Below are 25,890 nucleotides of genomic sequence, written 5' to 3' on the forward strand. Positions count from 1 at the left end.
TTAAGAACAGCTTGACCGTCCACGTTTCTGTAGGTATACTATAAGAAGAGATTTTGGTATCATTAGGAAAAGACAGACACATCCTATGATATGGACAGGATTCTTTAAAAAAATAATTAAAGGTGGGACAAACATGACTAAGTTAGAACTTCAAAAGACGGCAAACGAAGTCCGTAAAAGCATCGTTACAGCCGTTCACAGTGCAAAGTCCGGACATCCGGGCGGTTCTTTATCAGCAGCAGACGTATTTACGTATCTGTATTTTGAGGAGCTGAATATCGACCCGAAGGAACCGAAGAAAGCAGACAGAGACCGTTTCGTACTTTCTAAAGGACATACAGCACCAGGACTTTACGCAGCTTTGGCAGAGAGAGGATTTTTCCCGAAGGAGGAGTTGACTACACTCCGTCATATCGGTTCTCATTTGCAGGGACATCCCTGTATGCAGCATACACCGGGACTGGATATGTCCAGCGGATCTTTGGGACAGGGAATTTCCGCAGCCGTAGGTATGGCTCTTTCGGCAAAGACCTTCGGTGACAATTATCGTGTATACACGCTTCTGGGTGACGGAGAGCTTCAGGAAGGCCAGGTATGGGAGGCATCTATGTTTGCAAGTGCAAAGAAGCTGGACAACCTGTGCGTGATCGTGGATAACAACAATCTGCAGATTGACGGAACCATTGAGGAAGTAAACTCTCCTTATCCGATCCCAGAGAAGTTTGAGGCATTTGGCTTCCATGTGATCAACATAGACGGACATGATTTTGATCAGCTGAAAGCAGCCTTCGATGAGGCAAGAACCATTAAGGGGCAGCCTACAGCTATTATTATGAAGACGGTAAAGGGCAAGGGCGTTTCTTTCATGGAGAACAATGCGTCATGGCATGGCACAGCTCCCAATGATGAGCAGTATGCAACCGCAATGGCAGAATTAGAGAAGGCAGGTGAAGCATTATGTCAGAAGTAAAGAAGATTGCAACGAGAGAAAGCTATGGTAATGCGTTAAAGGCTCTTGGAGAAGAGAATCCCAATGTACTTGTATTGGATGCAGATTTAGCAGGTGCAACTAAGACGGGCGTATTTAAGAAAGCATTTCCGGAGCGTTTCTTTGACTGCGGAATTGCAGAGTGTAATATGGTAAGCATCGCGGCAGGTATAGCTGCCACCGGTAAGATTCCCTTCTGCAGCTCTTTCGCTATGTTTGCAGCAGGACGTGCTTATGAGCAGGTTCGGAATGCGGTAGGATATCCTCATTTGAACGTAAAGATTGGAGCAACTCATGCAGGTATCTCTGTTGGCGAGGACGGAGCAACTCATCAGTGTAATGAGGATATTGCCTTGATGCGAACCATACCGGGCATGGTAATCATCAATCCGGCAGATGATGTGGAAGCTCGTGCGGCCGTGAAGGCAGCAGCAGAATATGTAGGGCCTGTATACCTGCGGTTCGGCAGAATGGCAGTTCCTGTATTCAATGATGAGGCAACCTATAAGTTTGAGATTGGTAAAGGAATCGTTCTGAGAGAGGGTACGGACGTAACTATCGTTGCAACAGGCCTTTGTGTGAACAGTGCATTAGAAGCAGCAGAAAAGCTGGCAGCAGACGGCGTTTCTGCAGAAGTGATCAATATTCATACCATCAAGCCGTTGGATGAAGAGCTGATTCTTGCATCTGCAAAGAAGACAGGCAAGGTAGTGACCGTAGAGGAGCATTCCGTGATTGGCGGTCTTGGCAGTGCAGTGTGTGACGTGCTGAGCGAGAAACTGCCGACACCAGTGAAGAAGCTTGGTGTCAATGATACCTATTGCGAGTCTGGACCGGCAGCAAAGCTGGTCGAGAAGTATCGTCTGGACGGTGTTGGCGTATACGAGCAGACAAAAGAGTTTATGTAAAAAATAGCAGATTGAAAAAATAAAAGGGGCTGACTGCATTGCAGTTGGCTCTTTTTGGTCTTCATATGTCGAAAAAAATTCCAGATCCTTTGACAGAAAATGACAAATCACACAGAAATCCTATGTTACCATGTAGTAAATTATGTGAGCAGCAGTTTTGACTGAAACGCTTGCAATGGGGCGGCTGAAGGCATGGAGAAAAAGCCAAGTGGACATGCCTATTGTTTTGCTTGGAGAAAATAAGAGAGGGTAACGAGGTGAACAGAGTATGATTGAAATTGTTTATAAGGAAAACACAAAAGGAATGGGACAGGGAAGAAAATTGGACTTGCCCAAAAATGTCCGCCAGATAGGAGAGCCGGAGGAAGATAGAAAGATCTACATAGAAGATTATGTTGTTACATATTTAAAGAAAATGGCAAAAGAAGCGGCTTTGGACAGCCGTGCGGCAGTCCTTTTGGGAAATACGGATCATATGGAAGGAGTTCCATATCTTTTTATTAAAAGTGCTGTGGCGGTGAATGAGCTGACAGATTACAGCAGAGGGATTCCTTTTACAGATGAGGTGTGGGCGGAAATATACGGAACCATTAAGGAGTATTTTGCAGAGCAGGATATTCTGGGATGGTTCTTATCCATCCCTGGATATCCCATGGAATTGGATTCCGGACTGCTGAAGATTCATATTAATCAATTCGGCGGATCGGATAAAGTCTTAATGGTGGCGGAACCAGAGGATGGTGAGGAGGACTTTTACGCCTATGAGAATGGGCGTTTGGCCCGTCAAAGAGGTTACTATATCTTTTATGAGCGCAATGCGGCAATGCAGCAATATATGGTTGATACAGGCACCGGGGAAAGCATTGAAGAAAAAGATGACTTTGAGGATCGGGCGGCCAGAAGCTTTCGGACATTAGTTCGGGAGAAAAAAGATGTGTCGGGACAAAAGAGGGTAATGACATTTCTGTATACGGCAAGCACTTTTCTAGTTATGGTAGTTCTGGTAATAGGAATTACTCTTATTAATAATTATGAGAAAATGGAAGGCTTGGAATTGACCTTGAGCGAGATTTCCAGAACCCTGGATTACCAGGAGGAACAGATGGCTGCAAGCACAGATTCCCTTACTGCGGCAATGGAAGAGGAAAATGCACGGTTTCAGGAAGCGGAAGAAAGTGAAAAGGCTGCAGATCCCCAAGATGAGGAGGGAGAGCAGATAGTGCAGGAAACGGAAGAAAATCAAGAGCCGCAGCACCAGGAAGAGGGGGAAGAAGATCGGGAGCCAGAAGCAGAAGAACCGCAGGAACCGGCAGAATCCCAAGAACCAGAGGAGACGGCAGAAATAGCTCTCAGCCAAAATGTGGTATCTATACCTGAGAGTTACACGGTTCAGCAGGGGGATACCCTTTTGAAAATCAGCAGAAAGATCTATGGGCAGGATAATAAAATTGATGAAATCTGCAGTTTGAATAGGATTAAAGATATGAACCATATTCTGGTTGGACAAAAACTTTTGCTTCCTTAATGAAACTGTGCTATCATAGTACCCAAAGACTGTGTGCGGCACAGTGATCAAAGGATAAAGATATGGCAAAGATTACACCTCTATATAAAACTCCGGAAACTGCGGAGGACATGAAAAGTTATAAAGAGAAATTATTTCGCCATCGGGCAGGAATTGGTGTCAAGGGTTTTGTTTGTGCAGCTGTTGTAGCTGGACTGATCTTTGGAATGTGGTCTTGGAGCCGATACAAAACCTACACGACTTATGAGCTTCTTTCCTCCAATGAACGAACAGACACTCTGAATACACAGTATGCAGAATATAACGGAAAGATTTTAAAATATAGCCGAGACGGCATTTCCTGTGTCAATCTGAAAAATGAAGCTCTGTGGAGCCAGACTTACAATATGCAGATGCCGATTCTGGACATATGTCAGAATTCCGTAGTTGTTGCAGATATGCAGGGAAATGAAGCTTATGTATTTAATGAAGATGGCCTGCGTACTCAGATTACTACGCTGCTTCCCATTCAGCAGGTCAGCGTTTCCTCACAAGGGGTAACGGCTATGCTGCTGAGTGACAATTCCGCTTCCTGGATCTGCCTTTATGACGATGAGGGCGAAAAACTGACAGAAGCCCGCTGCAGACTGGCTGAGACAGGACAGCCTCTGGCCATTGGAATTTCATCAGACGGTATTAAGCTTGCTGTATCCTACCTTCAGATACAGGGGGGGACTTCTGCAAGCTGTATTGTGTTTTACAATTTTGGCACTGTGGGAGGTAACTTTGTAGATAAAATTGTGGCTTCTAAGGTATATGAGGAACGGATAATACCTCGCATTGAATATATGGGAGACAGCATCTGTGTGGCAATGTCTGATAAAGGAATTATTTATTATGAAGGAAAAGAGATTCCGGAAGAAATAGCAGAGGCAAAGGAAGAAACAGAAATCCGCAGTGTTTTTGTCGGAACAGAGAATGTAGGAGTAGTGGTAGAAGGGACTGGAAAGGAAAGTGCAAAATATGAAGTGCATCTCTATGACACTTCGGGCAATCTGGTTCTGAATCAGGAGACAAATCTGGCATATGGACAGGTCAAAATGTCTGGCAGCAGTCTCATCATATTTAATGAAAGTGAGTGTGAGATTTACAGCAGGCAGGGGGTTTTAAGGTATACAGGGAATTTTGACGGGACAATAGCAGATATCTATAAAGGATCTGGGATGCGGAAATATATTTTTGTTTTTTCGGATCGAACAGATGAAGTGAAATTGAAATAGAGGAGAACAAAAGAATATGAATTGGTTGACGCCCGCAATAGGCGGATTTTTGCTGCTTGCAGCCTGGGATGGTCATCGGAAAGGATTTATCAAAAAATCCGTGAGAATATTAAGCATGATTCTCACATTGATAGCAACATCCACAGTGTCGCCTCTTATAACAAGTTTTTTAAAAGAAAAGACGGCAATGCATCGGGTGCTGCAAAATAGTATTGCTGCCAGTGAATTTGATGTGATGGAAGCAATAGAACTGATTGGAATGGAAGACTTTGTAAGTGACTATCTGGCGGATATGGCATTGCAGGTAGTTGCATTTATGATTACTTTTGTGCTGGTAAGCGTTTTGGTGCAGGGCGTCTTATTTTCTTTGGGGATCGTGGCAAAACTTCCCGTTCTGTATGGGCTGAACAAAACAGCAGGTTTGGTTTTGGGCTTGGCAGAAGGGGTTCTTTTTGTATGGATTTTTTTCTTTGCAGTTACTATGTGCGCAGGTACAAAGCCCGGCGGACAGCTTCTCTGGATGATTGCGAACAGTAACCTTCTTTCTTGGATTTACCGCAGAAATCTTTTACTGCTGCTTTTGTAGAAATAAAAGCTGCCGCCGGGCCTGGCGGATCCGAATTAGGAGGGATTTTTCAGAAGATACTTTTTGATGGCATCAAAGCTTTCTGCGCTGATGTCATGTTCCATTCTGCATGCGTCTGCAATGGCGATCTCGGGGGTTACGCCGATTTGGATCAGCCATTCGGAAAGGATAGAATGGCGTTCATAGACAGTCTCAGCCAGCTTTTGTCCTTCATCTGTCAGCCGAATGTAACCATCCTCAGAGACAGTGATATAATTTCGCTGGCGCAGATTCTTCATGGCAACACTGACGCTGGGCTTTGAGTAGTTCAGCTCATTGGCAATATCAATAGAGCGCACATTGGCAAGCTTGCCGTTCAGAATCAGAATTGTTTCCAGATAATCTTCTACGGATTCCTCAGATTTATGTTTTTGATAGCTCATAGATAGCCCTCCTTTGATTCTTTGATAAATATGGCTTTATACAAAAGAGGGTATCATTTAAAAGAGAAAAATGCAAGAAATTTTGAGGAATGGAGATGGCGGCGACAGAAAATGTAGAAAAAGAACTCGAAAACGGGTGTTCCATACAGCGGAACACCCGTTTCGTTTGACGGAATTCAGATATTGCCCACAAAAATAAATAAATTATAATAAAATGCAAGACAATTATTGTCTGATTTACACAAAAGCATTTACAAAATAAAAGGAGGTTCTATATGAAAGGTAATACCGGTTCCAGTACAAACAGTAACCCAAAGACAGCAGGGGCAGAAGCGGCTAAAAAAGCAAAAGCAGGCTTAGATTCCGTGAATATGGCATATGTATATGCAAGCTGTGCCTATGACCTGGATGCTATGCTGGCAGGAATTGCAGAGGAGCTTCCCGGCGTGCCCGTAATCGGCAATACATCCTTTACAGGCGTAATTACACCGGAAGGATTTGTAACCGGAGATGATGGCTTTGTGGGAATTATGGCAGTATCCGATCCGGAGATGGCTGTGGGTATTGCAGCAGTAGAGAAAAACGGATGCCCTGTAGATGCAGGTGAGCAGGCAGCAAGGCTTGCTATGGAGCGGGCAGGCAAAACAGCAGCCCCAGATTACTTCTACATGGCAGCGCCTCCGGGAGAAGAGGAATTCTACTTGAAGGGAATTACCAAGGTGATTGGAAGAGTTCCTTTCTATGGCGGAAGTGCAGCAGATAACAGCATTGCAGGCGAGTGGAAACTTTATACAGATAAAGGCGCTTTTGCAGACGGCGTGGCAGTAGCATTCTTCTATACAGATAAGAAGATGACGAATAAGTTTACGGGTGCTTATCGTGAGACCAAGGATATGGGTATTATCACAAAGGTAGTGGATAACCGTGTACTGGCAGAGATTGACGGAGTTCCGGCAGTTAAGAAGTATGCAGACTGGAGAGGAATCAGCACAGATGCAGTAATGGGCGGAGATCTGCTGGTGCAGACCATTACTTCTCCTCTTGGTGTAAAGGATCGTCTGGGCGATCTGATTGCTATCCGTCATCCTATGAATGGTAATGATGACCTGAGCATGAACATTGGAAATAATCTGGCAGAGGGAACAGCGGTGATCCGTATGGAGGCAACCGTGGATGAGCTTATTGATTCTACCGGCAATACTCTTGCAGCATTGAAGGAGAAGATGGGAGCACCTGCCGGAGTTTATCATCTGGTACACTGCGGCGGAAGAAGAGCAGGCATTGACAGTCGTATTGATGAAGTGGCTGCACAGATTAAGAAGGAAGCAGGAGACGTTCCCTTTATTGTAGAGTTTACTTTTGGCGAATACGGCTTTGAGGCAGATGGCCTTAACACCTGCGGCGGCCTGATGTTGTCCTTTACGGGCTTTGAGGCATAAAAATTTCATTAGGAGAGGAGAAGAATTCCCATGAAAATGTTTATTAACGGAGCATCTGTGGATGCTTCCAACGGCGAAGTGATTGAAGTGATTAATCCGGCTACCGGAGCAGTAGTGGATACAGTCCCGGCAGCAACAAAAGAGGATGTAGATCTGGCAGTAGAAAAAGCGGCTGCCGCACAGAAGATTTGGGCAGATGTTCCTGTATATGCAAAGGCTGAGATTATGTTCCGCTTTTTGGAGCTGGTAGAGAAGAACAAAGAAGATTTGGCACAGACCTTATCTCAGGAGACCGGAAAGCCCATTACAGAGGCAAGAGCAGAGATTGGCAATATTCCAATTGCCTTCAAAGCATTTTCTGAGAAAGCTAAGCATCTATATGGAGAGACCATTCCGGCAGGCATGGAAGCAGGACAGGATAAGCATGTGCTGATTACCAAGAGAGAGCCCATTGGCGTGATTGCCTGTGTAATTCCCTTTAACTTCCCCTGCGATCTGTTTGATCAGAAAGTAGCGCCTACGCTTCTTGCAGGAAATGCCGCAATCGTAAAGCCTTCTACGGACAATCCGCTGACTCTCTGCAAGCTTACCGCTCTTTTGGGTGAAGCGGGCGTGACGCCGGGAGCCATTCAGATTGTGACAGGCCGGGGCTCCAAGGTAGGCGCATGGCTGTGTGCAAATAAGGATGTCCATGCCATTACTCTTACAGGATCTACTGAGGTAGGTATTGAAACGGCAAGAACAGCAGCAGATCACCTGGCTCATATTGCTCTGGAGCTGGGCGGCAACGATGCCTTCATTGTGCTGGAGGACGGTGATGTGGATCTGGCAGTAGAAGAACTTATTTGGGGACGTATGTATAACACCGGGCAGGTATGCTGTGCTTCAAAACGTTTCCTGATACATAAGAATCGTGTGGAAGAGTTTACTGCAAAAGCTGTTGAACGCATCAAACAGCTCAAACAGGGTATGCCGGCAGAAGAGAGTACGCAGATTGGATGCCTGATCAGTGAAAAAGCTGCTATTAAGGTAGAAGAGCAGATCAAGCTTACAGTAGAGCAGGGGGGAAAAGTTATTTTAGGCGGAACCAGAAATGGTGCGTTCATTGCTCCTACGGTAATTGCAGATGTTCCTAAGACAGCAGACGTAGCTGTTGACATGGAGATCTTTGGACCGGTAGTTCCGATTATTACTTTTGATACCGTAGAGGAAGCTATTGAGATTGCAAATGGATCTAAGTTTGGCCTTTGCGGCTGTGTATTCACAGAGAATATGAAGACAGCTATGAAGGTATGCAATGCTTTAGAGTGCGGCGGAACCATTATCAATGGCGCAAGCTTCTTCCGCAGCTTTGAGATGCCTTTCGGCGGCTACAAATATTCCGGAATCGGAACAGAGGGTGTAATGTCTACCTTCGATGAAGTGACCAGAACAAAGACAATTGTTCTGAAGAACATCATTTAAGGCTTTGCATAAAAAGAATACTTCAAAGGCCTGCAATAGCCTGAGAAGTATTCTTTTTTACTATGAAAGATCCTTTTCTGCGTAGCAGAAAACTAAGTTCAGGGATGCCCCATGCACCACTACCGACTTTCGTTTATGGTGGTGTGCCAATGGGGTGCATGTGGGTTTGCTATGAATCATTCTTATGACAAAGACAATTTTCTGCTTATTCTACATAACCCATTCGCCTGGAAAGCTTTCCGGCGGCCCGCTTTACTTCATGGATGACCATCTCGAGCTTGTCGTCTGAAAGCTGCGTAATGGATCCGCTGGCACTGATGGCGGCTGCAGGAGAGCCCCGGTAATCAAACACAGGAGCGCCCACACAGCGATGCCCGGCCTGATATTCTTCGTTATCCATAGCCCAGCCCTGGCGTCGGATAACCTTTAGATAACGCTTGAACTCCCGGATATCAGTGATAGTATTCGCTGTATACCTTTTAAAATCACAAAGATAGAGGGCTTCATCCAATTCATCTCCGGACAGGCAGGCCAGCAGGCATTTTCCGATAGAAGAACAAAAAGCAGGAGAACGATATCCTACCTGTGTATAGAGACGGGTATTGGGATAAATGTCCATTTTCTCCAGATAGACCACATCACAGCCATCCAGAATCCCTAAATGGGCAGTCAGATCCAGATCACGCATAATATCGCTTAAAAACGGCTTGGCCTCGGTTAGGAGCTCCAATTGATTAATGTGAAGACTGACTGTCTCGATCAGTTTATAGCCGATCGAGTAAAGGCCGTTCCCGTTCTTTTCTACATACTGCCGGGCGCACATGGAGGTCAGAAGCCGATGCACCGTACTTTTGCTCATGCCGGTGGCCTTGGCGATTTCTGAGAGGCTGAGGGGGGATGTGGAGGAAGCCAGCGTCTCCAATATATCAAAGATACGATCTGCAACACGAACACTTTCTTCCATAATATAACCCTCCGTTTTTTCTTTACAAAGCAGCTTTAAACAGATATAATTTTATTGTAAAGTTCTAAAAAAACTGTGTCAACACTAATTTGCATAAAAACCTTGACATTCTCTTCTGTATCATGCTATGATACTATGGCGAATGGAAGTAGGCTTTTTTTTTATGCCTAAAAAATGACGGTTCAGAGAGGCTGTCAGCAAACAGAAATCAAGCGGAGGTGGAAGTCGTGCGCGTAAAGATCACATTGGCATGTACGGAGTGTAAACAACGTAATTACAACATGACAAAAGAGAAAAAGAACCATCCGGACAGGATGGAGACCAGTAAGTACTGCAGATTCTGCAGGAAACACACACTGCACAAAGAGACGAAGTAGGATGCCGGAAAGGAAAGTGGGAAGATGAGCGAAGCAGCAGGAAAAGCTCCAAAGAAGAGCTGGTTTAAGGGCCTTAAAGCTGAATATAAGAAGATCATCTGGCCAGATAAGAAATCCCTTACAAAGCAGACTATCGCAGTCGTGGCAACATCCGTGGCTTTGGGCATCATTATTAAGATACTGGACGTTATTATGACGTATGGTATTGATGCTATCATGAAGTTATAGGGGTGATTATATGGCAGAAGCGAACTGGTATGTAGTTCATACCTATTCAGGGTATGAGAATAAGGTTAAGGCCAACATTGAGAAGACGATTGAGAACAGACATCTGGAGGAACAGATTCTTGAAGTGAGAGTTCCCATGCAGGATGTGGTGGAGATGAAGAACGGAGCTAAAAAGCAGGTTCAGAAGAAGCTGTTCCCTGGCTATGTTCTGATTAACATGGTGATGAATGACGACACCTGGTATGTGGTGCGCAACACCAGAGGCGTTACCGGATTTGTTGGACCTGGCTCCAAACCGGTTCCACTCACAGAGGAAGAAATGAGACCACTGGGCATTCAGTCTGAAGATGTTGTAGTTGATTTTGCAGAAGGAGACACAGTGATTGTTACCCATGGTGCATGGGAGAATACGGTTGGCGTAATTCAGTCCATGAATCATGGAAAGCAGTGTGTAATTATCAATGTGGATCTCTTTGGCCGGGAGACACCGGTAGAGATTAGTTTCTCAGAAGTAAGAAAGATGTAGAAAAACAAATAAGTGGGAGGGATTAACCCTAATTCCCGCGATCACCACAAGGAGGTGCCTGATATGGCAAAAAAAGTAACAGGTTATATTAAATTACAGATTCCTGCTGGAAAGGCAACACCGGCTCCGCCAGTCGGACCGGCACTTGGTCAGCACGGTGTGAACATCGTAGAGTTTACAAAGCAGTTTAACGCAAGAACCGCAGACCAGGACGGAATGATTATTCCGGTTGTTATTACAGTTTACGCAGACAGATCCTTCAGCTTTATTACAAAGACTCCGCCTGCAGCCGTATTGCTTAAGAAAGCATGCAACATTCAGTCTGGTTCCGGCGTTCCGAACAAGACGAAGGTTGCAAGCATTACAAGAGCAGAGCTTCAGAAGATTGCAGAGCTGAAGATGCCGGACTTGAATGCTGCAAGCATTGATGCAGCCATCAGCATGATCGCTGGTACAGCAAGAAGCATGGGTATCACTGTAACAGACTAAGACGTAACTGTATCCCTTGACAGGCAAAGCCCACCCCGAAGGGGTATGAGTTAGGGACTGCCCGAGGGGCGAATAAAAAAGGACGTGGGAGGGATTAACCCAGATTCCCGCAATTACCACCAGGAGGTTATTTAATATGAAACATGGAAAGAAATATGTTGAGGCTGCAAAGCTCTACGACAAACAGACCCAGTATGATAGAAACGAAGCAATCAGCATCGTAAAGAAGCTGGCTGTTGCAAAGTTTGATGAGACCATCGAGGCTCACATCCGGACAGGTTGTGACGGACGTCACGCAGATCAGCAGATCCGCGGCGCTGTTGTACTTCCTCACGGAACAGGTAAGACTGCACGTGTGCTGGTATTTGCCAAGAATGCCAAGGCTGACGAGGCGCAGGCAGCAGGGGCGGATTACGTAGGAGCAGAGGAACTCGTTCCGAAGATCCAGAACGAGGGATGGTTTGAGTTCGATGTAGTTGTAGCAACCCCGGATATGATGGGTGTTGTTGGACGTCTCGGACGTGTACTGGGACCCAAGGGCCTGATGCCGAACCCCAAAGCCGGAACAGTAACCATGGATGTGACAAAGGCTATCCAGGATATCAAAGCCGGTAAGATCGAGTACAGACTGGACAAAACCAATATTATCCACGTGCCAATTGGAAAAGCTTCTTTCACAGAAGAACAATTAGCGGACAACTTCCAGACGCTTATCGATGCAATCAATAAGGCAAGACCTTCCGCAGTAAAGGGTCAGTTCCTGAAGAGCATTACCATTGCTCCTACTATGGGACCTGGTGTGAAGCTGAATCCGGCAAAGCTGGTTTAAGCTGAAATGCTGAGGAAAGAATTGATTGACATTTAGATTTAGATATGCTATGCTTTCATAGCATGTAACACGACCCGAAGACAGCAGGTGCCGTAAGGCATAAGGTGAAGACGCCTGCCGAGGACGATACATTTTCCTTTTGAGAATGATTTTCGGAAACCTCTCTGTCTTTGGCGGGGAGGTTTTTATATTCATTGACAATCCGTCGGGTTGGTGGACAAATATATAAAGGAGGTACACCATTCATGGCAAAAGTTGAGTTGAAGAAGCCGATCATAGATGAGATCGCAGCCAATATCGCTGATGCTCAGTCTGTTGTAATCGTTGATTATTGCGGACTTACCGTAGAGGAAGATACCAGACTGCGTAAAGAGCTTCGTGAGAACGGCATCATCTATAAGGTTTACAAGAACACAATGATGAACTTTGCTTTCAAGGGCACAGACTGTGAGAGCCTGAGCCAGCATTTGGAAGGACCCAATGCAATTGCAATCTCAAAGACAGATGCAACTGCACCGGCAAGAATCCTGGCCAAATTTGCAAAAGATGCGAAAGCACTGGAGATCAAGGCCGGTATCGTAGAGGGAACTTACTATGATGCGGCGGGTATGGAAGCTATATCCAAGATTCCGTCCAGAGAAGAGCTGTTGGGCAAGCTGCTTGGAAGCATCCAGTCTCCGATTGCAAACTTTGCTCGTGTAATCAGCCAGATTGCGGAAGCAAAGGAAGCATAAAAAGTACGATATGTATATTGATACCGATCAGCAGGAAAGCAGTTGGTCGGACAGCGTAAATAAAATTATTTAGGAGGAAAAATAAAATGGCAAAATTGACAACTGCTGAGTTTATCGAGGCAATCAAAGAGTTATCCGTATTAGAGTTAAATGAGCTGGTAAAAGCATGTGAGGAAGAGTTTGGCGTATCCGCAGCAGCTGGTGTTGTTGTTGCAGCGGCTGGTGATGGCGCAGGCGCAGCAACAGAGGAGAAGGATTCCTTCGACGTAGAGCTGACAGGTGCAGGAGATTCCAAGGTTAAGGTTATCAAGGCTGTTCGCGAGATCACTGGTCTTGGTCTGAAGGAAGCTAAGGATCTGGTAGACGGCGCTCCAAAGGTAATCAAGGAGGGCGTTACCAAGGCAGAGGCAGACGAGCTGAAGGCAAAGCTGGAAGAGCAGGGCGCAACTGTTACTCTGAAATAAGAAAGAACAGAATTAAAGAAACAGTGATGAGCGGAGAGATAAATTCTCCGCTCATTTTTTGTGAAAGTAATTAATTCCATAAAAATCGTTATATACGATAACCTCATATTTCTTTTCAAAAATTTAGTAATGCTGAGAATTTTAAAAAAACTAATACAAAATAAAAGATTTATGGTATAATTAACCCTGTAATACGATCCTCACGATATTACAGCAGACACTATAAAAAAGAGAGGCGGGAAATTATGAGGAAAGCATGGGATGTTACTGTCAATGGGGTAGTACATAAGGTGGAGTACAAAACTACCTTTGGTGTCAAGATTCTTGTAAATGGGAATGCCTATAAGACGAGATCACAGAATTGGTTTATTAACATGATTGATTATCCAATCACTATTGATGGCGCAGAGATTCGTGTAGTGGCAATAGGCAACAAGGTGGATCTGGCTGTGAACGGAAGATACCTTGGAAGCGGCGAAGAGTATGTGCCATTGAACAAGATGCCGGTTGTGGCAAACGTGTTTGTTGGAATCAGCTGTATTGGCGGTGTTCTGTTTGCGGGATGGCTGGGGCTTCTTATCGGCATATTATTCAGTTTCCTTTATATAAAGCTGGGACTTCGCGGGAAAACAGGGCCTTTGATTGCTACTTTTGCAGCGTGTGTGGTGATTCTGGCGGCATTGACGTACGGTATGGGGCAGCTTTGGCAGGCTTTGGAATATACATATTATTAGGAGAATAAAGGATGGAACAGGAACCAAGAAACGATAATTGGAACAATTGGAATAATAATGGACAGCAGCCCCATCAGCCTGTCATTATTGTTGGAGAGCAGGATCCGAATGCCCATAAAAAGAACAGCAATATGGCAGCGGCATCCCTGGTAACCGGGATTTTGTCAATTGTACTTTTTTGGATACCTTGGATCGCAATTATTTTAGGCATTATCGGATTGATTACCGGCATTATTTGTCTGGTTCAGCATAGAGCCGGACATGGAGCGGCAATTGCCGGAGTGATTACTTCTAGTATTGGTACGCTGATTGCTCTTGTAATAGGTTTTATTTATATTCTTGCAATAGCTATGATTATATAGCATAATAAAAAAGGCGCTGTAAAATAATCGTTTTTGGTTTTACAGTGCCTTTCTCAATATATTAATTTTTGATAAATTTTCCCAAAAGAATGCTTGACATAAAAACAAGCCTGTGTTACCATGGAAAATGCACTATTGTGGTGAGTTGGGCTCTATTTTTGTGCCAGTTACAGCCGAATATGACAAAAAACGCCGCAATTCACAACGAAAATAAGGGGTGAACGTCTATGGAAAAAAACAGGATACGTCCTATTACAACCGGTAAAAGCAGTAGAATGAGCTATTCGAGACAAAAAGAAGTTTTGGAGATGCCCAATCTGATTGAAGTTCAGAAGGATTCCTATGGATGGTTTTTGGACGAAGGACTTCGGGAAGTATTTGATGATATTTCTCCCATTGCTGACTACAGCGGACACTTGAGCCTTGAATTTGTGGATTTTACACTTTGCACAGGCGAAGGCGATATTAAATATACGATTGAGGAATGCAAGGAAAGAGATGCGACATATGCAGCTCCTCTGAAAGTAAAAGTACGTCTTTACAATAAAGAAACCGATGAAATTAACGAACATGAGATTTTCATGGGTGATTTGCCGCTGATGACGGAGACCGGTACGTTCGTGATCAATGGTGCAGAGCGTGTCATTGTCAGCCAGCTTGTTCGTTCCCCTGGTATCTATTATGCAATTGATCATGATAAAGTAGGAAAAGGCCTTTACTCTTGTACTGTGATTCCAAATCGCGGTGCATGGCTGGAGTACGAGACGGATTCCAATGACATTTTCTATGTCCGTGTAGACCGGACAAGAAAGGTACCCATCACAGTTCTGGTGCGTGCTTTGGGCTTCGGAACCAATGCGGAGATTCTGGAACTCTTTGGTGAAGAACCGAAGATCATGGCTACTTTAAGCAAGGATACCGCCGAGAACTATCAGGAAGGTCTTCTGGAATTATACAAGAAGATTCGCCCGGGAGAGCCTTTGGCTGTGGAGAGCGCCGAAAGCCTGATCACAAGCATGTTCTTTGACCCCAGAAGATACGATCTGGCAAAGGTGGGCCGTTATAAATTCAATAAAAAGTTAATGCTCCGTAACCGGATTCACGGACAGGTTCTTTCCGAGGATGTGGTGGATACCCTGACCGGCGAGATTATTGCAGAGGCAGGAACAGAGGTTACAAGAGAACTGGCGGATGAGATTCAGAATGCGGCAGTTCCCTTTGTGATGATTAAAGGCGAGGAACGGGATATCCGTGTGATTTCCAGCATGATGGTTGACATTACACATTTTATGGATGTGAACCCGAAAGAGCTGGGAGTTACAGAATTAGTATATTATCCGGCGCTGAAAAAGATACTGGAAGAATCTAGTGATCCGGAAGAACGCAAAGCAGCTGTGAAGAGAGACATTCATGAGCTGATTCCGAAGCATATTACAAAGGAAGATATTATTGCTTCCATTAACTATAATCTCCATCTGGAATACGGCGTTGGAAATGATGATGACATTGACCATTTAGGAAATCGTCGTATTCGTGCAGTGGGAGAATTGCTCCAGAATCAGTACCGGATTGGCTTGTCCAGAATGGAGCGCACGGTGCGTGAGCGTATGACCACCCAGGATCAGGAGAACATCACACCTCAGTCGCTTATCAACATTAAGCCGGTGACTGCTGCTGTAAAGGAGTTCTTTGGTTCCTCTCAGCTGTCTCAGTTCATGGATCAGAATAACCCATTAGGTGAGCTGACTCATAAGCGCCGTCTCTCCGCTTTGGGACCGGGCGGTTTGTCCAGAGATCGTGCCGGATTCGAGGTGCGGGATGTGCATTATTCTCACTATGGAAGAATGTGCCCCATTGAGACCCCTGAGGGTCCGAACATTGGGCTTATCAACTCCCTGGCAACCTATGCGCGAATCAACGAATATGGTTTTGTAGAGACGCCATACCGCAAAATTGATAAATCAGATCCGAAAAATCCCCGTGTCACCGATGAGGTGGTTTATATGACGGCGGATGAAGAGGATAATTACCATGTAGCACAGGCAAATGAGGATCTGGATGAGGAAGGACACTTTGTTCGTAAGAATGTATCCGGACGTTATCGAGAGGAGACTCAGGAGTATGAGCGTTCCATGTTTGATTACATGGATGTATCCCCGAAGATGGTATTTTCTGTGGCAACAGCCCTGATCCCTTTCCTGGAGAATGACGATGCTAACCGTGCGCTGATGGGATCAAACATGCAGCGGCAGGCAGTTCCTCTCCTTGTGACGGAAGCTCCTGTAGTGGGAACCGGAATGGAGACAAAGACTGCTGTGGACTCTGGTGTGTGCGTAGTGGCGAAGCATGCTGGTGTAGTAGAGCGTGCTGTATCCAATGAGATTGTGGTAAAATGTGCAGACGGGACGAAGGACACCTATCGCCTGACGAAGTTTGCACGAAGCAATCAGAGCAACTGCTATAATCAGAAGCCCATTGTATTTAAGGGTGAGAAGGTAGAGGAAGGTCAGGTTATTGCAGACGGTCCTTCTACTTCAGGCGGCGAGATTGCCCTGGGTAAGAATCCGCTGATTGGATTCATGACCTGGGAAGGTTACAACTATGAGGATGCTGTTCTTCTGAGTGAGAGACTGGTTCAGGAGGATGTATACACATCTGTTCATATTGAAGAATACGAGGCTGAAGCCCGGGATACCAAGCTGGGACCGGAGGAGATTACCCGTGATGTACCAGGTGTAGGTGATGATGCCTTAAAGGACCTGGATGAACGCGGTATTATCCGTATCGGTGCAGAGGTCCGTGCGGGAGATATTCTGGTAGGAAAGGTAACACCTAAGGGAGAAACGGAGCTGACGGCAGAGGAACGCCTCCTGCGCGCTATCTTTGGAGAAAAGGCCAGAGAGGTAAGAGACACCTCACTTAAGGTGCCACATGGAGAATATGGAATCGTAGTAGATGCCAAGGTATTTACTAGAGAGAACGGAGATGAATTGTCTCCGGGCGTGAATCAGGCAGTTCGTATCTATATTGCTCAGAAGAGAAAGATTTCTGTAGGTGACAAGATGGCGGGACGTCACGGCAACAAGGGTGTTGTATCCCGTGTGCTTCCGGTAGAGGATATGCCCTTCCTGCCCAATGGACGCCCGTTGGATATTGTATTGAATCCGCTGGGTGTGCCTTCACGTATGAATATCGGACAGGTATTGGAGATTCACTTAAGTCTTGCAGCAAAGGCTCTAGGATTCAATGTGGCAACGCCGGTATTTGACGGAGCCAATGAGAATGATATTATGGATACGCTGGATCTGGCTAACGATTATGTGAATCTGGAGTGGGAAGAGTTTGAGAAAAAGCATGGGGAAGAGCTTCTTCCGGAGGTGCTGGAATATCTCCATGAGAACCTTGAACACCGGGAAGTATGGAAAGGCGTTCCCATTTCCAGGGACGGAAAGGTGCGGCTGCGTGACGGACGGACTGGAGAATACTTTGACAGCCCTGTTACTATTGGCCATATGCACTATTTGAAGCTGCATCATCTGGTAGACGATAAGATTCATGCCCGTTCTACAGGACCGTATTCTCTGGTTACTCAGCAGCCTCTGGGCGGTAAAGCGCAGTTTGGCGGCCAGCGTTTCGGTGAGATGGAGGTGTGGGCTCTGGAAGCCTATGGCGCATCTTATACTCTGCAGGAGATACTGACCGTGAAGTCTGATGATGTAATCGGGCGAGTGAAGACCTATGAGGCCATCATTAAGGGCGACAACATTCCGGAGGCCGGTATTCCGGAGTCCTTCAAGGTGCTTTTGAAAGAGCTTCAATCTCTGGGACTGGATGTGAGAGTTCTGCGGGATGACAATACAGAAGTGGAAATTATGGAGACCAGTGATTACGGCGATGTGGATCTGCGTTCCATTATCGAAGGCGACAGACACTCCAATAAGGAAGAAGAATCTTTTGGAGCATATGGATTCAGCAAGCAGGAATTCGAAGGAGAAGAACTGGTTGACGTGGCAGAAGAGGAAGAAGACGAGGATGAGTTTTTAGACTTCGAAGAGGATTTTGAAGAAGAGGAATAAGAAAGGGAGTGTATTCATGCCAGAAACAACGAATCAAGCGGTTTATCAGCCAATGACCTTTGATGCGATTCGGATCGGACTTGCATCTCCGGAGAAAATCCGCGAGTGGTCCAAGGGCGAGGTGAAGAAACCGGAAACCATTAATTACAGAACCCTGAAACCGGAAAAAGACGGCTTATTCTGTGAACGTATCTTCGGACCCAGCAAGGACTGGGAGTGTCATTGCGGAAAGTATAAGAAGATCCGCTATAAAGGCGTAGTCTGCGATCGCTGTGGTGTGGAAGTTACTAAATCCAATGTCCGCAGAGAGCGTATGGGACATATTGAGCTGGCGGCTCCGGTATCTCATATCTGGTATTTTAAGGGAATTCCCAGCCGTATGGGACTGATCCTGGATCTGTCTCCCCGCACCCTGGAAAAAGTGCTTTATTTTGCATCCTATATTGTGCTGGATGCAGGAGATACAGAACTGCAGTATAAGCAGATCCTGACAGAAAAAGAATATCAGGATATGCGGGAAAAGTATGGCAGCCGCTTCCGTGTAGGAATGGGTGCGGAGTCCATCAAAGAGCTTTTGGTAGCCATTGATCTTGAGAAGGAGTCCGTAGAACTGAAAACTGCTTTGCAGAATGCTACTGGCCAGAAACGGGCACGTATTATCAAGCGTCTGGAGGTTGTAGAAGCCTTCCGTGAGTCCGGAAATCAGCCGGAATGGATGATTATGGATGCCATTCCTGTAATTCCGCCGGATCTGCGCCCGATGGTACAGCTGGACGGCGGCCGTTTTGCTACTTCTGATTTGAATGATTTGTATCGAAGAATTATTAACCGGAATAACCGCCTGAAACGTCTTTTGGAGTTGGGCGCTCCGGATATCATTGTAAGAAATGAAAAGCGTATGCTCCAGGAGGCTGTAGACGCTTTGATAGACAACGGAAGAAGGGGACGTCCGGTAACTGGACCAGGTAACCGGGCTCTTAAGTCTCTCTCTGATATGCTGAAGGGTAAATCCGGACGTTTCCGTCAGAATCTGCTTGGAAAACGTGTGGATTATTCCGGACGTTCCGTTATCGTGGTGGGGCCAGAGCTGAAGATCTACCAGTGCGGCCTTCCAAAAGAGATGGCTATTGAGCTGTTTAAGCCCTTTGTTATGAAGGAACTGGTACAAAAAGGCACAGCTCACAACATTAAGAGCGCAAAGAAGATGGTAGAGCGTCAGGTGCAGCCTGAAGTGTGGGATGTACTGGAGGAGGTTATCAAAGAGCATCCGGTTATGCTGAACCGAGCTCCTACCCTGCATAGACTGGGAATTCAGGCATTTGAGCCCATTCTGGTAGAGGGTAAAGCCATTAAACTGCATCCGCTGGTTTGTACAGCCTTCAACGCAGATTTTGATGGTGACCAGATGGCGGTGCATCTTCCCCTGTCTGTAGAAGCTCAGGCAGAATGCCGATTCCTTTTGCTGTCACCCAATAACCTGCTGAAACCTTCAGATGGAGGCCCGGTAGCGGTTCCTTCTCAGGACATGGTCCTTGGAATCTATTATCTGACCCAGGAGCGTCCGGGAAGTGAGGGGGAAGGCAAGTACTTCAAGAATGTAAATGAGGCTATTCTTGCCTATGAGAACGGAGCTATTAAGCTGCAGACCAGAATTAAGGTAAAGGTGACTAAGAAGCTGTCAGATGACAATGAGATCTCAGATATTATCGAGTCAACTATGGGACGTTTCATCTTCAATGAGATTTTGCCTCAGGATCTGGGCTTTGTGGATCGAAGCATTCCGGGCAATGAGCTTAAGCTGGAGGTGGATTTCCACGTAGGAAAGAAAGGTTTAAAGCAGATTCTTGAAAAGGTTATCAATACCCATGGAGCTACCCGGACCGCAGAGGTTCTGGATGATATCAAAGCCATGGGCTACAAATACTCTACCAGAGCGGCTATGACCGTATCTATTTCCGATATGACCGTACCGCCGGAGAAACCGGAGTTGATTCAGAAAGCTCAGGATACCGTGGATAAGATCACAAGAAACTATAAGCGTGGTTTGATTACGGAGGAAGAGCGCTATAAAGAGGTTGTGGAGACATGGAAGCAGACAGATGAGATTTTGACCAAGGCTCTGCTGGATGGACTGGATAAGTATAACAATATCTATATGATGGCGGACTCCGGAGCCCGTGGTTCCGATAAGCAGATTAAACAGTTGGCCGGTATGCGTGGTTTGATGGCAGATACCACAGGCCATACGATTGAGCTGCCCATCAAGTCTAATTTCCGTGAGGGTCTGGACGTATTGGAGTACTTTATGTCTGCACATGGTGCACGTAAGGGTCTGTCCGACACGGCGCTGCGTACCGCAGACTCCGGATATTTGACAAGACGTCTGGTAGATGTTTCTCAGGATCTGATTATCCGTGAGGTAGACTGCTGCGAGGGGAAGGATGAGATTCCCGGCATGGTAGTAAAGGCTTTCATGGAAGGAAAAGAAGAGATTGAGGGCCTCCAAGAGCGTATTACAGGCCGTTTTTCCTGTGAGACAATCAAGGATAAGGATGGCAATGTGATTGTAAAGGCAAATCACATGATTACCCCCAGACGGGCGGCGGCCATTATTAAGTCCGGCGTGGATGAGAATGGAAATCCTTACGATAAATTAAAGATCCGTACCATTTTAACCTGTAAATCTCACATTGGTGTCTGCGCCAAATGTTATGGCTCTAACATGGCTACCGGTGAGGCGGTTCAGGTAGGTGAGTCCGTAGGTATCATTGCGGCTCAGTCTATCGGCGAGCCGGGTACTCAGCTGACCATGCGTACTTTCCATACAGGCGGTGTGGCCGGCGGAGATATTACTCAGGGTCTTCCTCGTGTAGAGGAGTTGTTTGAGGCCAGAAAGCCCAAGGGTCTTGCAATTATTACGGAGATTCCCGGTACGGTAACGGTTCTTGATACTAAGAAAAAGCGGGAGATCCAGGTGACAAATGAGGACGGAGAATCTAAGACATACCTGATTCCCTATGGCTCTCGTATGAAAGTGCAGGATGGCCAGGTTCTGGAGGCCGGAGATGAGCTGACAGAGGGCAGCGTGAATCCTCATGATATTTTGAAGATCAAAGGCATCCGTGCCGTTCAGGATTACATGATTCAGGAGGTACAGCGTGTATATCGTCTGCAGGGTGTGGATATCAATGATAAGCACATTGAGATGATTGTACGTCAGATGCTGAAGAAGATTCGTATTGAGGATAACGGCGATACGGACTTCCTGCCCGGAACATTGGTAGATGTTCTTGACTTTGAGGATATGAACGAGAAGCTTGAGGCAGAGGGCAAGCGTCCGGCAGAGGGCAAGCAGGTTATGCTTGGTATTACCAAGGCATCTCTGGCTACGAATTCGTTCCTGTCTGCGGCATCTTTCCAGGAGACTACCAAGGTTCTGACCGAGGCGGCGATTAAAGGAAGAGTTGACCCGCTGATTGGACTCAAAGAGAATGTGCTGATTGGTAAGCTGATTCCTGCAGGAACCGGCATGAAGCGTTATCGCTCCGTGAAGCTGGATACGGAGCTGGATGCGTATGAAGAGCTGGAATTGTCTGAGGATTTCGATGAGGATCTGGAGCTGACAGAGGACTTTATCGAAGAGGAAGCAACTGAAGATTTACCTGATGAAACAGTGGAAGAGATAGAAAACGAAGAGGAATTAGCAGAGGTTTAAAGTAAAGATAAGGGGTTGTTGGTTTTCCGACAACTCCTTGTTTTCTATATTTAAAAAGATACCCTTGCTTTTTATGGCTGAAAGATCGTATGATAGACCTATAATTAAGGAATGATGTAACAAAATAGCGAAACCCAATAACAGCAGAACTAAAAAAGGAGGAAATGATGCGGGAATTTGACGTGATTGTGATTGGCGGAGGCCCGGCGGGCTACAACAGCGCAGAGTATGCGGCGCACCATGGACAGCGTGTGCTTCTGATAGAAAAGAAAAATTTAGGAGGTACTTGTCTGAACGTGGGCTGTATTCCTACCAAGACGCTTTTATATGCATCGAAGGTCTACCATTATGCTAATGGAGCAGGAGAGCCTTATGGTGTAACCGCCAAGGATGTTTCGCTGGATCATGCGGTAGTCGTCCGGAAGAAGAATGAGGTAGTGAAGACACTGGTACAGGGTGTGGCAGGAGGCCTGCGCAGAAAAAAAGTACAGGTAGTGAACGGAACGGCAAAGCTGTCCAGGGAGAACGGCGCATTGGTTGTGTCTACGGAGAGTGAATCCTTTGTTGGGGAAAATGTGATTATTGCTGCCGGATCATCGCCGGTTGTGCCTCCGATTGAAGGGGTGAAAGAGGAACTGGAAAAGGGAACAGTCATGACCAGTGATGAAATTTTGGATATGACAGAGATTCCGAAGAAGCTTTTGATTGTAGGCGGCGGCGTCATTGGCTTTGAAATGGCGGCTTATTTTCAGGAAGCAGGCTCAAAGGTGACGGTTATTGAGATGATGGACAAGGTACTTGGGCCGAATGATCGGGAGGTGAGTCTTCTTCTTCAGCAGGAATTGGAGAAAAAAGGAGTAACTTTCTATCTTTCCAGCGGCGTGACAAAGGTGTCCGGCGGAGTCGTGACATTTACAAGAGACGGCAGGATTGATGTGGCAGCTTATGATAAAGCTCTGATGTGTGTAGGACGGAGAGCCAACAGTAATATTGAAGGCCTTGTGGAGCTGGGAGTGCAGGTGGAACGTGGGGCGATTGTTACGGATGCCCAGATGCGCACCAATGTGCCGGGAGTCTATGCGATTGGCGATGTGAACGGAAAGGTCATGCTGGCCCATGTAGGCTACCGGGAGGGTGAGGTTGCGGTTAACACCATTCTTGGAAAGACGGATGCCATGAGCTATGATGCTGTCTGCGGCGTTGTGTATACCAGCCCTGAGGCGGCTTTTGCAGGCTTGTCTGAGGAGCAGGCTAAGGGATCAGGAATTCCATATATCGTTAAGAAGGTTTCCATTAACTTTAGCGGCCGCCATGTGGCAGAGAATGGGATGAGCAATGGAATCTGCAAGATTATAATTGACACGCAGAAGGATGTGATCGTAGGCGCTGCGATTATGTCTTCCTATGCATCAGAGTATATTTATTCTCTGGCCCTGATGATTGAGAACAAGATTCCTCTGGAGAGCATAAAGAGAACAATTTTCCCGCATCCTACCGTATGCGAAGTGATTCGGGAAGCTCTGTTTTCCTAAATAAGAATCCCACTATAGAGCTGCCTGCATTTTCTATAGTGGGATTTGTTTCGTTAATCATCTACTTCTTTTTCATATTTTACAATTGAACCATCTGCAGCGTTGATATCATAGTTGTATTCATAGCCGGCGCAGTCAAATTCAACCTCATAAACCATGATGCCGTCATCAGAGTCCAGTTCGCATTTGTATTTTTGAATGCTTTCTGCTGAAACTCCTGCATGAGAAAGGGCAATCCCTTTTGCCTGGGCTTCTCTAATATAAGAATTGCTTCCGGCAGATGAATGGGAGCTGTTATTGTAATGGGGGTTATTATGATGGTTATCATAGTAATCGTCATCATAATCCCATTCATGCTTTAAGACCGCACCGGTTGTAGCGTGGATCTCGTAATCATATTCATATTCTCCGCAGTGAAATTTAATTTCATAGACCATAATGCCGTCTTCATGATCCAGCTTGCATTCAAAATTGGCAATGCTATCTGCGGTTACACCGGCATGAGAAAGAGCAGCTTCTTTGGCCTGGCTTTCGCCGATATAAGAAGTGGAGGAAGCGGAATTAGCGCCGGAAGAGCTGTTTGTGCCGTTTGTGCTGTTGGTATTATTATTGCTGTCGTTATTGTCAGCAGTGTTGGTATTGCTCGGAGCATTATCCGGGGTATTATTATTCTGTGGCGGAATGTAGTCATGATCCGCTTCTTTCTTGTTTTTCAGAACACTGCCTGTAATGGCGTCAATGTCATAATCGTATTCAAAGCCTTCACATTTAAACTCGATTTCATAGACCATCACACCGTTCTCATAGTCCAGCTCAATTTCATAATGTGTAATCTTATCAGCGGATACATTTGCATGGGATAGTGCGGCATCCTTGGCTTTTTCTTCTCCCAGATAAGCCTTATCACTGGCGGTTCCCAGGGAGCTGACATTAGCCAGCTTTAAATTGCCTGATTCACTTATCAGGTTCAGTTCATTGATGGACAAGGGCACCAGATCCTCAAAGGAATAAAAGGTATTTTGGTTTATAATTTGCTGAATAAGCTGGGCTTTTCCGAGAGTAATTCCATAAGTGTCGGCAAGCGAACGAAGGCTGGGATCGGCGGAAATGGTTTGGCTCAATACCGCACCATTAAAAGTGCCGGTCTGAAGCACCTCGTTGATTTCGGCGGCAAGCCGTTCCTGAAGCTCCGCTCCTTTTATGGGATCCTGATTGTCTACGCTTACAAGGATGGAATTGGCCATCTCGTTTAAATATCCGTTTCGAAGCATGGAACCAATGAGGGCATTGATGGTTACATCCAGGCTGCTTCCCTTGAAATCCATATCGCCCACAACAATTTTGGCGTCATCATTTCGGGCGTTTACGGCCAAAACCTGCTCTTTTCGATTGACCTGAATCTCAATGGACGGATTTACATCCAAAGAAATTAGAGAAGCAACGGTATAATTTGTCTGGTAAACCTGGAAGCCGGTTATTCCGCCAATCAGCAATGCAAATGCGGCAGCGATACCAGCAAGGCGTTTTGTCCATGGATTTTTCTTTTTGATATCTGTCATGATTGTCACAGCTCCTTTTTGAGTTTGGCAGTCGGAGAGGACAGAATCACGAATATCAGGAACGGCGTTTAAAAATGCCAGCTTAATTTTTTGTTCGGCTTCCTTATTTGTCATGGTTCAGTTCTCCTTTCCGATATATTTTTTGAGTTTTTTGATGGCACGGCTGTATTTGGAAAGAACCGTGGGTAAGGGAGTATCCAAAATCCCGGCAATTTCCCGATGGCGAAATCCGGCTACGACGTGGAGAATCACGATTTGCCGTTCCGTATCTGACAAGCGGTTCATACATTCCGTTAAGACTAATTTGTCTTCGGAAGACATATGTTCGCATGCTTCAAGATAAGGCTCCCAGTCCTCCTGAGAGATATCGGACATTTTCCGGCGCTCCCGAAGCTTTAAAAGACATAGATTTCGAGCAATGGTAAGTATCCATGCCATAGGCTTGCCGCAGGAATGATACCCTGAGGCAGCAGAGTAGATCTGCAGATAGCAGTCATGCAGAACGTCTTCCGCATCCTGTGAGTTTTTTAAAATAGAAAGGGCAAAAGCGTAAACGGAGGCACTTGTACTGTCGTATAGATCCGCAAGAGCCTGAGAATCCCGGGCAGCAATTTTTAAAAGATAAGAATCTAACTGAGCAAAATTTTTGTCTGTCCTGATATCATTTGCCGACGTCAAGCAAATTATCATGGCTGCTTTCTCCTTTCATA

23 protein-coding genes and 1 other annotated feature are annotated in these 25,890 nt (G+C 45.9%); of the genes, 19 read left to right on the top strand and 4 right to left on the bottom strand.

Translation table 11 applies throughout. The features are described from left to right. Positions 1-133: 133 nt before the first annotated feature. The 5 genes from VSQ61_RS07855 to VSQ61_RS07875 all read left to right on the top strand — a co-directional run bounded on the left by VSQ61_RS07855 (position 134) and on the right by VSQ61_RS07875 (position 5,266). Positions 134-970 (top strand): transketolase, encoded by an 837-nt coding sequence (locus VSQ61_RS07855; protein ID WP_334343886.1) that lies wholly within the window; start codon positions 134-136, stop codon positions 968-970. Next, positions 958-1,896: a transketolase family protein gene (locus VSQ61_RS07860; protein WP_334343887.1), complete on the top strand. Its 939-nt coding sequence runs from the start codon at positions 958-960 to the stop codon at positions 1,894-1,896. The genes VSQ61_RS07855 and VSQ61_RS07860 overlap by 13 nt, the downstream gene beginning before the upstream one ends. Before the next feature lie 268 nt (positions 1,897-2,164). Continuing rightward, complete coding sequence (locus tag VSQ61_RS07865; RefSeq protein ID WP_334343888.1) at positions 2,165-3,421, top strand: LysM peptidoglycan-binding domain-containing protein; 1,257 nt, start codon at positions 2,165-2,167, stop codon at positions 3,419-3,421. Positions 3,422-3,483: 62 nt separating this feature from the next. After that, complete coding sequence (locus VSQ61_RS07870) at positions 3,484-4,680, top strand: DUF5711 family protein (protein WP_334343889.1); 1,197 nt, start codon at positions 3,484-3,486, stop codon at positions 4,678-4,680. A gap of 16 nt (positions 4,681-4,696) precedes the next feature. Then, a complete protein-coding gene (locus VSQ61_RS07875) occupies positions 4,697-5,266 on the top strand; it encodes a CvpA family protein (RefSeq protein WP_334343890.1) in 570 nt (189 codons plus the stop codon). Between the two features lie 35 nt (positions 5,267-5,301). On the opposite strand, the gene VSQ61_RS07880 is transcribed toward VSQ61_RS07875, so the two are convergent. Beyond that, positions 5,302-5,688: a metal-dependent transcriptional regulator gene (locus tag VSQ61_RS07880; protein WP_334343891.1), complete on the bottom strand. Its 387-nt coding sequence runs from the start codon at positions 5,686-5,688 to the stop codon at positions 5,302-5,304. A 275-nt stretch (positions 5,689-5,963) separates the two neighbouring features. Between VSQ61_RS07880 and VSQ61_RS07885 the strand changes: the two genes are divergently transcribed. Together VSQ61_RS07885 and VSQ61_RS07890 are read left to right on the top strand one after the other, a co-directional pair. Next, entirely contained in the window at positions 5,964-7,127 is a 1,164-nt protein-coding gene (locus VSQ61_RS07885) for an FIST signal transduction protein (RefSeq protein WP_334343892.1), read from the top strand. A gap of 30 nt (positions 7,128-7,157) precedes the next feature. Then, positions 7,158-8,591 carry an aldehyde dehydrogenase family protein gene (locus VSQ61_RS07890; protein ID WP_334343894.1) on the top strand — a complete coding sequence of 478 codons (1,434 nt, stop codon included), beginning with the start codon at positions 7,158-7,160 and terminating at the stop codon, positions 8,589-8,591. Positions 8,592-8,796: 205 nt separating this feature from the next. Here the strand turns inward: VSQ61_RS07890 and VSQ61_RS07895 are convergent, their stop codons facing one another. Further along, positions 8,797-9,555: an IclR family transcriptional regulator gene (locus VSQ61_RS07895; protein ID WP_334343895.1), complete on the bottom strand. Its 759-nt coding sequence runs from the start codon at positions 9,553-9,555 to the stop codon at positions 8,797-8,799. 227 nt (positions 9,556-9,782) lie between these two features. On the opposite strand from VSQ61_RS07895, the gene rpmG reads away from it, so the two are divergent. The 12 genes from rpmG to lpdA all read left to right on the top strand — a co-directional run bounded on the left by rpmG (position 9,783) and on the right by lpdA (position 23,621). Continuing rightward, on the top strand, positions 9,783-9,932 hold the full coding sequence (gene rpmG / locus VSQ61_RS07900; protein WP_140393106.1) for a 50S ribosomal protein L33: 150 nt from the start codon (positions 9,783-9,785) through the stop codon (positions 9,930-9,932). A gap of 24 nt (positions 9,933-9,956) precedes the next feature. Continuing rightward, the gene (gene secE, locus VSQ61_RS07905; RefSeq protein ID WP_334343896.1) at positions 9,957-10,160 is read left to right on the top strand and encodes a preprotein translocase subunit SecE; all 204 of its coding nucleotides are present in this window, start codon (positions 9,957-9,959) and stop codon (positions 10,158-10,160) included. A gap of 10 nt (positions 10,161-10,170) precedes the next feature. After that, positions 10,171-10,686, top strand: a complete 516-nt coding sequence (nusG, locus tag VSQ61_RS07910) for a transcription termination/antitermination protein NusG (protein WP_334343897.1) — start codon at positions 10,171-10,173, stop codon at positions 10,684-10,686. Between the two features lie 63 nt (positions 10,687-10,749). Further along, entirely contained in the window at positions 10,750-11,175 is a 426-nt protein-coding gene (rplK, locus tag VSQ61_RS07915) for a 50S ribosomal protein L11 (RefSeq protein WP_160569211.1), read from the top strand. Between the two features lie 136 nt (positions 11,176-11,311). Further along, complete coding sequence (rplA, locus tag VSQ61_RS07920; RefSeq protein WP_334343898.1) at positions 11,312-12,004, top strand: 50S ribosomal protein L1; 693 nt, start codon at positions 11,312-11,314, stop codon at positions 12,002-12,004. A 56-nt stretch (positions 12,005-12,060) separates the two neighbouring features. Beyond that, positions 12,061-12,201, top strand: a sequence feature (ribosomal protein L10 leader region). 48 nt (positions 12,202-12,249) lie between these two features. After that, the gene (gene rplJ, locus VSQ61_RS07925) at positions 12,250-12,738 is read left to right on the top strand and encodes a 50S ribosomal protein L10 (RefSeq protein ID WP_334343899.1); all 489 of its coding nucleotides are present in this window, start codon (positions 12,250-12,252) and stop codon (positions 12,736-12,738) included. A gap of 86 nt (positions 12,739-12,824) precedes the next feature. Further along, the gene (rplL, locus tag VSQ61_RS07930) at positions 12,825-13,202 is read left to right on the top strand and encodes a 50S ribosomal protein L7/L12 (RefSeq protein WP_334343900.1); all 378 of its coding nucleotides are present in this window, start codon (positions 12,825-12,827) and stop codon (positions 13,200-13,202) included. Between the two features lie 245 nt (positions 13,203-13,447). Next, positions 13,448-13,936, top strand: a complete 489-nt coding sequence (locus VSQ61_RS07935; RefSeq protein WP_334343901.1) for a hypothetical protein — start codon at positions 13,448-13,450, stop codon at positions 13,934-13,936. A gap of 11 nt (positions 13,937-13,947) precedes the next feature. Further along, entirely contained in the window at positions 13,948-14,298 is a 351-nt protein-coding gene (locus VSQ61_RS07940; protein WP_334343902.1) for a hypothetical protein, read from the top strand. A gap of 227 nt (positions 14,299-14,525) precedes the next feature. Next, positions 14,526-18,374 carry a DNA-directed RNA polymerase subunit beta gene (gene rpoB, locus VSQ61_RS07945; protein WP_334343903.1) on the top strand — a complete coding sequence of 1,283 codons (3,849 nt, stop codon included), beginning with the start codon at positions 14,526-14,528 and terminating at the stop codon, positions 18,372-18,374. 16 nt (positions 18,375-18,390) lie between these two features. Then, positions 18,391-22,089 carry a DNA-directed RNA polymerase subunit beta' gene (gene rpoC, locus VSQ61_RS07950; protein WP_334343904.1) on the top strand — a complete coding sequence of 1,233 codons (3,699 nt, stop codon included), beginning with the start codon at positions 18,391-18,393 and terminating at the stop codon, positions 22,087-22,089. A gap of 164 nt (positions 22,090-22,253) precedes the next feature. Continuing rightward, positions 22,254-23,621 (top strand): dihydrolipoyl dehydrogenase, encoded by a 1,368-nt coding sequence (gene lpdA / locus VSQ61_RS07955; protein WP_334343905.1) that lies wholly within the window; start codon positions 22,254-22,256, stop codon positions 23,619-23,621. Positions 23,622-23,674: 53 nt separating this feature from the next. On the opposite strand, the gene VSQ61_RS07960 is transcribed toward lpdA, so the two are convergent. Both VSQ61_RS07960 and VSQ61_RS07965 read right to left on the bottom strand, forming a co-directional pair. After that, a complete protein-coding gene (locus VSQ61_RS07960) occupies positions 23,675-25,294 on the bottom strand; it encodes a PepSY domain-containing protein (RefSeq protein WP_334343906.1) in 1,620 nt (539 codons plus the stop codon). 3 nt (positions 25,295-25,297) lie between these two features. Beyond that, the gene (locus tag VSQ61_RS07965) at positions 25,298-25,870 is read right to left on the bottom strand and encodes an RNA polymerase sigma factor (RefSeq protein ID WP_334343907.1); all 573 of its coding nucleotides are present in this window, start codon (positions 25,868-25,870) and stop codon (positions 25,298-25,300) included. Positions 25,871-25,890: the final 20 nt, after the last annotated feature.

It is taken from the genome of Candidatus Merdisoma sp. JLR.KK006 (genome assembly GCF_036941035.1).
Taxonomy (GTDB): Bacteria; Bacillota; Clostridia; order Lachnospirales; family Lachnospiraceae; genus Laedolimicola.

Bases quoted from the DNA above. Each gene is read 5' to 3' on its own strand.
- lpdA (WP_334343905.1), top strand. From the start codon at position 22,254: ATGATGCGGGAATTTGACGTGATTGTGATTGGCGGAGGCCCGGCGGGC.
- VSQ61_RS07860 (WP_334343887.1), top strand. From the start codon at position 958: ATGTCAGAAGTAAAGAAGATTGCAACGAGAGAAAGCTATGGTAATGCG.
- VSQ61_RS07960 (WP_334343906.1), bottom strand. From the start codon at position 25,294: ATGACAAATAAGGAAGCCGAACAAAAAATTAAGCTGGCATTTTTAAAC.
- rplL (WP_334343900.1), top strand. From the start codon at position 12,825: ATGGCAAAATTGACAACTGCTGAGTTTATCGAGGCAATCAAAGAGTTA.
- VSQ61_RS07875 (WP_334343890.1), top strand. From the start codon at position 4,697: ATGAATTGGTTGACGCCCGCAATAGGCGGATTTTTGCTGCTTGCAGCC.
- secE (WP_334343896.1), top strand. From the start codon at position 9,957: ATGAGCGAAGCAGCAGGAAAAGCTCCAAAGAAGAGCTGGTTTAAGGGC.
- rplK (WP_160569211.1), top strand. From the start codon at position 10,750: ATGGCAAAAAAAGTAACAGGTTATATTAAATTACAGATTCCTGCTGGA.
- rpoC (WP_334343904.1), top strand. From the start codon at position 18,391: ATGCCAGAAACAACGAATCAAGCGGTTTATCAGCCAATGACCTTTGAT.
- VSQ61_RS07870 (WP_334343889.1), top strand. From the start codon at position 3,484: ATGGCAAAGATTACACCTCTATATAAAACTCCGGAAACTGCGGAGGAC.
- rplJ (WP_334343899.1), top strand. From the start codon at position 12,250: ATGGCAAAAGTTGAGTTGAAGAAGCCGATCATAGATGAGATCGCAGCC.
- VSQ61_RS07865 (WP_334343888.1), top strand. From the start codon at position 2,165: ATGATTGAAATTGTTTATAAGGAAAACACAAAAGGAATGGGACAGGGA.
- rpoB (WP_334343903.1), top strand. From the start codon at position 14,526: ATGGAAAAAAACAGGATACGTCCTATTACAACCGGTAAAAGCAGTAGA.
- nusG (WP_334343897.1), top strand. From the start codon at position 10,171: ATGGCAGAAGCGAACTGGTATGTAGTTCATACCTATTCAGGGTATGAG.
- VSQ61_RS07965 (WP_334343907.1), bottom strand. From the start codon at position 25,870: ATGATAATTTGCTTGACGTCGGCAAATGATATCAGGACAGACAAAAAT.
- VSQ61_RS07895 (WP_334343895.1), bottom strand. From the start codon at position 9,555: ATGGAAGAAAGTGTTCGTGTTGCAGATCGTATCTTTGATATATTGGAG.
- VSQ61_RS07935 (WP_334343901.1), top strand. From the start codon at position 13,448: ATGAGGAAAGCATGGGATGTTACTGTCAATGGGGTAGTACATAAGGTG.
- VSQ61_RS07940 (WP_334343902.1), top strand. From the start codon at position 13,948: ATGGAACAGGAACCAAGAAACGATAATTGGAACAATTGGAATAATAAT.
- rplA (WP_334343898.1), top strand. From the start codon at position 11,312: ATGAAACATGGAAAGAAATATGTTGAGGCTGCAAAGCTCTACGACAAA.
- VSQ61_RS07880 (WP_334343891.1), bottom strand. From the start codon at position 5,688: ATGAGCTATCAAAAACATAAATCTGAGGAATCCGTAGAAGATTATCTG.
- VSQ61_RS07855 (WP_334343886.1), top strand. From the start codon at position 134: ATGACTAAGTTAGAACTTCAAAAGACGGCAAACGAAGTCCGTAAAAGC.
- VSQ61_RS07885 (WP_334343892.1), top strand. From the start codon at position 5,964: ATGAAAGGTAATACCGGTTCCAGTACAAACAGTAACCCAAAGACAGCA.
- VSQ61_RS07890 (WP_334343894.1), top strand. From the start codon at position 7,158: ATGAAAATGTTTATTAACGGAGCATCTGTGGATGCTTCCAACGGCGAA.